This window comes from Pelomonas sp. KK5 (assembly GCF_001984095.1).
Taxonomy (GTDB): Bacteria; Pseudomonadota; Gammaproteobacteria; order Burkholderiales; family Burkholderiaceae_C; genus KK5.
Map to the genome: position 1 here is coordinate 1 of NZ_LYVQ01000285.1, position 7,188 is coordinate 7,188.

The 7,188-nt window shown below is 68.0% G+C and carries 10 protein-coding genes; 9 read left to right on the forward strand and 1 reads right to left on the reverse strand.

Annotated elements, in window-relative coordinates; all coding sequences use genetic code 11:
• The 9 genes from B0W88_RS28125 to B0W88_RS35000 all read left to right on the forward strand — a co-directional run.
• On the forward strand, positions 1 to 194 hold a 194-nt coding region (locus tag B0W88_RS28125), incomplete at its 5' end, for a FliM/FliN family flagellar motor switch protein (protein WP_144007017.1).
• A gap of 27 nt (positions 195 to 221) precedes the next feature.
• Positions 222 to 584: a FliM/FliN family flagellar motor switch protein gene (locus B0W88_RS28130; protein ID WP_077037867.1), complete on the forward strand. Its 363-nt coding sequence runs from the start codon at positions 222 to 224 to the stop codon at positions 582 to 584.
• A 3-nt stretch (positions 585 to 587) separates the two neighbouring features.
• Positions 588 to 1,331 carry a flagellar type III secretion system pore protein FliP gene (fliP, locus tag B0W88_RS28135; protein ID WP_077037868.1) on the forward strand — a complete coding sequence of 248 codons (744 nt, stop codon included), beginning with the start codon at positions 588 to 590 and terminating at the stop codon, positions 1,329 to 1,331.
• A gap of 2 nt (positions 1,332 to 1,333) precedes the next feature.
• Complete coding sequence (fliQ, locus tag B0W88_RS28140) at positions 1,334 to 1,606, forward strand: flagellar biosynthesis protein FliQ (protein WP_077037869.1); 273 nt, start codon at positions 1,334 to 1,336, stop codon at positions 1,604 to 1,606.
• Entirely contained in the window at positions 1,607 to 2,386 is a 780-nt protein-coding gene (gene fliR, locus B0W88_RS28145) for a flagellar biosynthetic protein FliR (protein WP_077037870.1), read from the forward strand.
• Complete coding sequence (locus tag B0W88_RS28150) at positions 2,376 to 3,497, forward strand: flagellar biosynthesis protein FlhB (protein ID WP_077037871.1); 1,122 nt, start codon at positions 2,376 to 2,378, stop codon at positions 3,495 to 3,497. The genes fliR and B0W88_RS28150 overlap by 11 nt, the downstream gene beginning before the upstream one ends.
• Entirely contained in the window at positions 3,494 to 5,584 is a 2,091-nt protein-coding gene (flhA, locus tag B0W88_RS28155; RefSeq protein WP_077037872.1) for a flagellar biosynthesis protein FlhA, read from the forward strand. The genes B0W88_RS28150 and flhA overlap by 4 nt, the downstream gene beginning before the upstream one ends.
• A gap of 4 nt (positions 5,585 to 5,588) precedes the next feature.
• Complete coding sequence (locus B0W88_RS34995) at positions 5,589 to 6,242, forward strand: glycosyltransferase family 32 protein (protein WP_077037873.1); 654 nt, start codon at positions 5,589 to 5,591, stop codon at positions 6,240 to 6,242.
• Between the two features lie 6 nt (positions 6,243 to 6,248).
• Positions 6,249 to 6,890 (forward strand): hypothetical protein, encoded by a 642-nt coding sequence (locus tag B0W88_RS35000; RefSeq protein WP_077037874.1) that lies wholly within the window; start codon positions 6,249 to 6,251, stop codon positions 6,888 to 6,890.
• Here the strand turns inward: B0W88_RS35000 and B0W88_RS28170 are convergent.
• A partial coding sequence (locus B0W88_RS28170) for an aminotransferase class III-fold pyridoxal phosphate-dependent enzyme (RefSeq protein WP_144007018.1) occupies positions 6,847 to 7,188 on the reverse strand: 342 nt, incomplete at its 5' end. The two genes, B0W88_RS35000 and B0W88_RS28170, sit on opposite strands and share 44 nt — an antisense overlap.

A 7,188-nucleotide genomic window follows, 5' to 3' on the forward strand; every position in this document is an offset into this window, starting at 1 on the left:
CGCTGAAGCTGGTGGCCCGGCTGCTGGAGACCGAACTGCCGCTGGGAGAGCTGATGGCCCTGCAACCCGGCGCCGTGATCCCGGTGAGCCTGGGCGCCACCGAGGTGCTGGTGGACGGCGAGCGCCTGTTCACCGCCAGCGTGGCCGAGCACCAGGGCAAGCTGTGCCTGACGTCTTTCGCCGATGCCGACTGAACACCTAACGAGTTACCTAAGCTGACCATGATCGAACACGACGACGCCACCGCGCTGGACACCCTGCTGGCGGACCTGCCGGTCGAGGATGCGCATCTCACGACGCCCGCAGCCGAGCCCGCCCGCGCGGCACGGGATCTTCCCAAGCTGATGCGCCGCATCCCCGTCACGCTGACGCTGGAAGTGGGCCAGGCCCGCGTCTCGCTGGCCGAGCTGGTCGCGCTGGGCGCCGACAGCGTGGTCGAGCTGGACACCCTGGCCGGCACGCCGCTGACGCTGAAGGCCAACGGCTGCACGATCGGCCGCGCCGAGGTGGTGGTGGCCGGCGAGAACTACGGCCTGAAGGTGATCGAGATCGCCGGGCTGGACCTGGATTCGCTGGCGGGCTGAGCCATGAAGCGCCTTGGGGCCCGCATCGCGGGCCTGTGCCTGCTGCTCGGCACGAATCCTCTGTTCGCCGCCACGCTGAAGATCACCGGCGCCGCCGAGGGCGGCTCGGCCAGCGAGTTCACGGTCAAGACCCAGGTCCTGATCATCATGACCCTGCTCGGGCTGCTGCCCGTGCTGGTGCTGATGATGACCAGCTTCACCCGCTTCGTGATCGTGCTGTCGCTGCTGCGCCAGGCGCTGGGCCTGCAGCAGGGCCTGCCGAACCGGCTGATCACCGGCGTGGCGCTGATCCTCACGCTGCTGGTGATGCGGCCGGTCGGCGAGCAGGTGTGGACCGAGGCGATGCAGCCCTACGACAACGACAGGATCAGCCTGGAGACGGCGCTGAAGACGGCCGCTGCGCCGGTCTCGCGCTTCATGCTGGCGCAGACACACAAGGCCGCGCTGCAGCAGATCTCCCAGCTCGCCGGCGAGGGGCCGGTCGCCAAGCCCGAGGACCACGCCTTCACCGTCAAGCTCGCCGCCTTCGTGCTCAGCGAGCTGAAGACCGCCTTCCAGATCGGCTGCATGCTGTTCATCCCCTTCCTGGTGATCGACCTGGTCGTCTCCTCGGTGCTGATGGCGATGGGCATGATGATGCTGTCCCCGCTGGTGATCTCGCTGCCGCTGAAGCTGCTGCTGTTCGTGCTGGTGGATGGGTGGACGCTGACGGTGAACACGCTGGTCACCAGCATCCGGCCCTACTGACCATGCTCACCCCCGAGATCGCCACCGACCTCGTCAGCGAGACGCTCCACGTCGTCATGCTGCTGGTCACGCTGCTGGTCGTGCCGGGCCTGGTCGTCGGCCTGCTGGTGAGCCTGTTCCAGGCGGCCACGCAGATCAACGAGCAGACGCTGTCCTTCCTGCCCAAGCTGCTGGTCACCCTGCTGGTGGTGGGCCTGGCCGGCCGCTGGATGGTGGGCTACCTGATGGATTTCTGCGTCTCGATCTTCGAGCGGGCCGCCACGCTGGTGGGTTGAATGGACACCCTGCCCTTCGACCAGCTGATCGGCCTGCTCGGCGCGCTGTGGTGGCCCTTCTGCCGCACGCTGGCGCTGTTCAGCGCCACGCCGATCGTCGGCGAGAGCATGGTGCCGATCAGCGTGCGGGTGCTGCTCTCGCTGGTCCTGGCGGTGGTGCTGATGCCGGCCTCGCAGCTGACCGCCCATGCCGTCGCGCCCTTCTCGATGCACGGCGTGCTGGCCACGCTGGAACAGGGCGTGCTGGGCTTCGCGCTGGGCCTGGCCTTCCATCTGGTCGTGGCGGTGGTGACGACGCTGGGCTTCCTGCTGTCCTCGCAGTTGGGCCTGTCGATGGCGGTGATGAACGATCCGATGAACGGCGCGTCCAGCGACGTGGTCAGCGGCCTGCTGAACGTGCTGTGCATGCTGGTGTTCTTCTCGGTGGACGGGCACCTGCTGCTGACCGGGATCCTGGGCGCGAGCTTCAAGGCCTGGCCGGTCGGCGCCGGGCTCTCGGGCCTGGCGCTCGAAACGCTGGCGCAGCACGTCGCCTGGGTCTTCTCCGCCGCGCTGCTGCTGGCGCTGCCGGTGATCTTCTCCACGCTGGTGGTGCAGGTGGGCATGGGCTACCTGAACCGGGTGGCGCCGAGCCTGAACCTGTATTCGCTGGGCTTCTCGCTGGTGACCTTGTTCGGCCTCTTCATGCTGGCCCAGGTGATGGTCCATGTGCCGGAGCACTACCTGGCGATGACCCGCAGCGTCCTCGACATGATCGAGCAGGAATTCCATGTCCACTGACGCCGGCGACAAGACCGAGAAGCCCTCGCAGCAGAAGCTGAAGAAGGCCCGCGAGGAGGGTCAGGTCGTGCGCTCGCGCGACCTGGCGACGGCCGTCGGCGTGCTGGTCAGCTTGAAACTCTCGCTGGCCTTGATGCCCGGCTGGCTGGAGGACTTCCGCCGCCTGTTCCGCCTCGCCTCGCCTTCGCTCGCCAGCGAAGGCGCGCTGGACAACCTGGGCTCCACGCTGATGAACAACTCGCTGGTGCTGCTGCTGAAGATGGTGGCGCCGCTGCTGATCGTGCCGGCGGCCGCCGTGATCGGCTCGCTGCTGCCGGGCGGCTTCGTCTTCAACGCGGGCAAGTGGATGCCCGACTTCGGCCGGCTCAATCCCCTGAGCAATCTCGGCCGCCTGGCCAGCCCCAAGGCGCTGAGCGACCTGGGCGTCTCGCTGCTCAAGGCGGCCTGCCTGATCGCGGTGCTGATCCACGTCGGCCGCGGCATGGCCGGCGACTACGTGGCGCTGCAGGCGCTCAGCCTGGACAAGGCCCTGGTGCAGGGCGCCGCGCTGATGACCGACGGCGTGATGGCGCTGGCCTCGGTCTTCCTGCTGTTCGCGCTGGTGGACGTCCCGCTGCAGAGCTTCTTCTTCCTGCAGGGCCAGCGCATGAGCAAGCAGGAGCAGAAGGAAGAGCACAGGAACATGGAAGGCCGGCCCGAGGTCAAGCAGCGCATGCGCGCGCTGCAGCGGGCGATGGCCCGGCGCGGCGTGCGCCAGACGGTGCCGGAGGCCGACGTGGTCGTGATGAACCCCGAGCACTACGCGGTGGCGCTGAAGTACGACGTCAACAAGGCCGAGGCGCCCTATGTCGTCGCCAAGGGCGTGGACGAGATGGCCTTCTACATCCGCGAGGTCGCGAAGGAACACGAGGTGCAGGTGTTGACCCTGCCGCCGCTGGCCCGCGCGATCTACAACACCAGCCAGGTCCAGCAGCAGATCCCCGCCTCGCTGTACCAGGCCGTGGCCCAGGTGCTGGGCTATGTGATGCAGCTCAGGGCCTTCCGCCACGGCAATCGCAAGACAGAGCCGCAGCTGCCCGATGAGCTGCCCGTTCCGGTAGAACTGACATGAACTTCCTGCAAAACCTCGGCGCCGAAATCAAGCGCCACCGCATCGCCAGCCCGTTGTTCCTGATGGCCATCCTCGCGATGGTCATCCTGCCGCTGCCGCCGGTGCTGCTGGACGTGCTGTTCACCTTCAACATCGTGCTGGCCCTGGTGGTGATCCTGGTCAGCGTGAACAGCCGGCGCCCGCTGGACTTCACCGTTTTCCCGAGCATCATCCTGGCCACCACGCTGATGCGGCTGACGCTGAACGTGGCGTCCACCCGCGTCGTGCTGCTGCATGGCCACGAGGGCACGCATGCGGCCGGCCAGGTGATCGAGTCCTTCGGCAACGTGGTGATCGGCGGCAACTTCGTCGTCGGCATCGTGGTGTTCGTGATCCTGATGGTCGTGAACTTCATCGTCGTGACCAAGGGCGCCGAGCGCATCTCCGAGGTCTCGGCCCGCTTCACGCTGGACGCCCTGCCCGGCAAGCAGATGGCGATCGACGCCGACCTCAACGCCGGCCTGATCAACCAGGAGAAGGCCCAGGCCCGCCGCAAGGAAGTGGGCGCCGAGGCCGACTTCTACGGCGCGATGGACGGCGCCTCCAAGTTCGTCCGCGGCGATGCGATCGCGTCCATCCTGATCCTGCTGATCAACATGATCGGCGGCGTCGCGATCGGCGCGCTGATGCACGACCTGAGCTTCGCCGACGCCTTCCGCCAGTACGCGCTGCTGACGATCGGCGACGGCCTGGTGGCGCAGATCCCGGCGCTGCTGCTGTCGGCCGCCGCCGCCATCATCGTCACGCGCAACAGCGATGCCGGCGAGCTGGAGGACCAGGTCGGCGAGCAGCTGCTGGCCTCGCCGACGGTGCTCTACAGCGCCGCCGCGGTGATGACCATGCTGGCCATCATCCCGGGCATGCCGACGGTCACCTTCCTGGCCTTCGCCGCGGTGCTGGGTTTCGTCGGCTGGCGCATGGCGCAGCGCAAGGGCGAACGCCCGAAGGCCGCATCGGCGCCGATCGAGGCGGCGCTGCTGACCGAGGCGGCGCCGGAGCTGGACTGGCGCTCGCTGCCGGCGGTGGACACGCTGGCGGTGACGGTGGGCTACAAGCTCGTCGCCCTGGTCGATCCGGCGCAGGGCGCGCCGCTGCTCAAGCGCGTCAAGGGCATGCGCCAGTCGCTCAGCGAGCAGATGGGCCTGCTGATCCCCGCCTGCGTCGTGCGCGACGACCTGACGCTGAAGCCGGCCCAGTATTCGATCCTGCTCTCGGGCAGCGTGCTCGCCCAGGCCGACGTCTATCCGGACCGGCTGATGGCCATCGCCTCCGCCCAGGTCTACGGCGAGCTGGACGGCATCCCCGGCCTGGACCCCGCTTACGGCCTGCCGGTCATCTGGATCGAGGCCGCCCAGAAGGCCCATGCCTTGGGCCTGGGCTACCAGGTGGTGGACGTGCCCAGCACGATCGCCACCCATCTCTCCAAGGTCATCCGCGACCAGCTCGCCGAGCTGCTGCGCTTCGAGGATGTCTCCGCGCTGCTGGAGCGGCTGGCCGCGCAGTCGCCCAAGCTCTCGGCCGCGCTGGACAAGGCCTACACGCCCAGCCAGTTGCTGAAGATCCTGCGCCTGCTGCTGGCCGAGGGCGTGTCCATCAAGGACATCGTGCCGATCGCCTCCACGCTGATGGACCACGTGGACACGACCAAGGACCCGATCCTGCTGGCCGCCGAGCTGCGCTGCGCGCTGCGCCGGCAGATCGTCTCGGGCCTGTGCGGGCCGGTGGGCGGCATGACGGTGTTCAACCTCGGCAACGAGTTCGAGAACCTGCTGCTGGGCGCGCTGAACCAGGCGCGGCAGTCGAACGCCAAGCTGGCGCTGGACAGCTTCCCGGTCGACCCGCAACTGCTCTCGCAGCTGCAGCAGCACATGCCCGCCGCGCGCGACACGATGAAGCAGCAGGCCAAGGCGCCGCTGCTGCTGGTGCTGCCGCAGATCCGCCCGCTGCTGGCCCGCTATGCGCGGCTGTTCGCGCCGGGCCTGCACGTCCTTTCCTACAACGAAGTGCCCGAGCAGCGTGAGATCCACGTCGTCGGCACCCTGGGCTGACACCATGAGCCACATCCCCCGCGTCATCCACACCATCTGGGTCGGCGATGAGTCCAAGCGCCCGGACAACTGCATCGACACCTGGCGCCGCCTCAACCCCGGCTGGGAACTGAAGGTCTGGGGCAATGCCGAACTGGCATCCACGCCCTGGGTCAACCACAAGCACATGCAGGCGATGAGCCAGCGCGAACTCAACGGCGTGGCCGACCTGATGCGCTGGGAGATCCTGTGGCGCGAGGGCGGCTTCGTCGTCGATGCCGACAGCATCTGCAGGCGCCCGCTGGAACCCTGGCTGTTCGAGTGCGATGCGATGGCCTGCTGGGAGAACGAGGTGGCCCGCCCCGGCCTGATCGCCGCCGGCTACGTGGCCAGCGCCCCACGCAACCCCTTCTTCGCGAAGATGGTGCAGGACCTGCTGAACCAGCCGCATGTGGACAACCGTCTCGCCTGGCAGAGCGTCGGCCCGCTGTACCTGACCGAATGCCACCGCCTGTGGCAGTACGACCGGCTGACCATCTGGCCCAGCCATTTCTTCATCCCGCGCCATTTCAGCGCCGTCGGCGCCGGCTACGGCGGCAGCGGCCATGTGTTCGCCGACCAGGAATGGGGCAGCACGCTGGGCACCTACGACGAACTCCACAAGAAGGCTGTGGCCTGACCGACCATGTACACCCTGCTCGACGCGCCGGTCACGCCGGTCTCCCCGCTGGAGTCGGCCCACGGCTCCTACTTCGTTCAAAAGATCAAGGTCGGCGAAGACCTGAAGGGCCGCCCGCGCCTGGACGTGCTCGCCCAGCTCTGCGCCGGCCGCAAGGTGCTGCACGTCGGCTGCGTGGACTGGCCGATCACCGACATCAACCAGTCCCTGCACCTGCAGCTGGACAAGGTCTGCGAGCAGTTGGACGGCTTCGACATCCATGCCGAGGTCTTCCCGCAGCTGCAGCCGCACCTGAAGGGCCGGCTGTTCTCCGACTGGTCACAGGTCACCGATCAGTACGACCTGGTCCTCGTGCCCGAGGTGATGGAACACGTCGGCAACGTCGAGGACTTCCTGAAGCAGCTGCAGGCGCTGAAGGCCAACGAGTACGCGATCACCGTGCCCGATGCCTACAGCTGCTTCCGCCGCCACTTCGACTACAGCTGCGGCGCCCAGACCTTCGTCGAGGTGGTCCACCCCGACCACAACTGCTGGTACACGCCCTTCACGCTGGCCAACACGCTGCGCAAGTACACCGACTGGCAGCTGGACGGGATGTTCTTCTTCAACGAGATGTCGCTGCTGGCGCTGGCAAGCACGCCGCGGTGAATACCTCGCCAAGCGCCCGGCGCAGCAGCCGCAACGCCTCGTCAATCTCCCCCTCGCTGATCGTCAGCGCCGGCATGAAGCGCAGCAGGTTCGGCCGAGGTGCGTTGAGCAGCAGGCCCAGCTCGCGCGCCGCCACCACGACCTGATCCGCCCGGTCCTCGGGCAGCACCAGCGCCCGCAGCAGGCCGAGGCCGCGCTCGCCGACCAGGCCATGCTCGCGCACGATCGCCCGCAGTCCGCGAGCGAGGTGGTCCGCGCGTTGCCGCACGCCTTCGAGGAAGTCCGCGCGACAGACTTC

What these genes read in the sequence shown, in the direction of transcription:
- B0W88_RS28130 (WP_077037867.1), top strand. Translation starts at nt 222, where the DNA reads ATGATCGAACACGACGACGCCACCGCGCTGGACACCCTGCTGGCGGAC.
- fliP (WP_077037868.1), top strand. Translation starts at nt 588, where the DNA reads ATGAAGCGCCTTGGGGCCCGCATCGCGGGCCTGTGCCTGCTGCTCGGC.
- fliQ (WP_077037869.1), top strand. Translation starts at nt 1,334, where the DNA reads ATGCTCACCCCCGAGATCGCCACCGACCTCGTCAGCGAGACGCTCCAC.
- fliR (WP_077037870.1), top strand. Translation starts at nt 1,607, where the DNA reads ATGGACACCCTGCCCTTCGACCAGCTGATCGGCCTGCTCGGCGCGCTG.
- B0W88_RS28150 (WP_077037871.1), top strand. Translation starts at nt 2,376, where the DNA reads ATGTCCACTGACGCCGGCGACAAGACCGAGAAGCCCTCGCAGCAGAAG.
- flhA (WP_077037872.1), top strand. Translation starts at nt 3,494, where the DNA reads ATGAACTTCCTGCAAAACCTCGGCGCCGAAATCAAGCGCCACCGCATC.
- B0W88_RS34995 (WP_077037873.1), top strand. Translation starts at nt 5,589, where the DNA reads ATGAGCCACATCCCCCGCGTCATCCACACCATCTGGGTCGGCGATGAG.
- B0W88_RS35000 (WP_077037874.1), top strand. Translation starts at nt 6,249, where the DNA reads ATGTACACCCTGCTCGACGCGCCGGTCACGCCGGTCTCCCCGCTGGAG.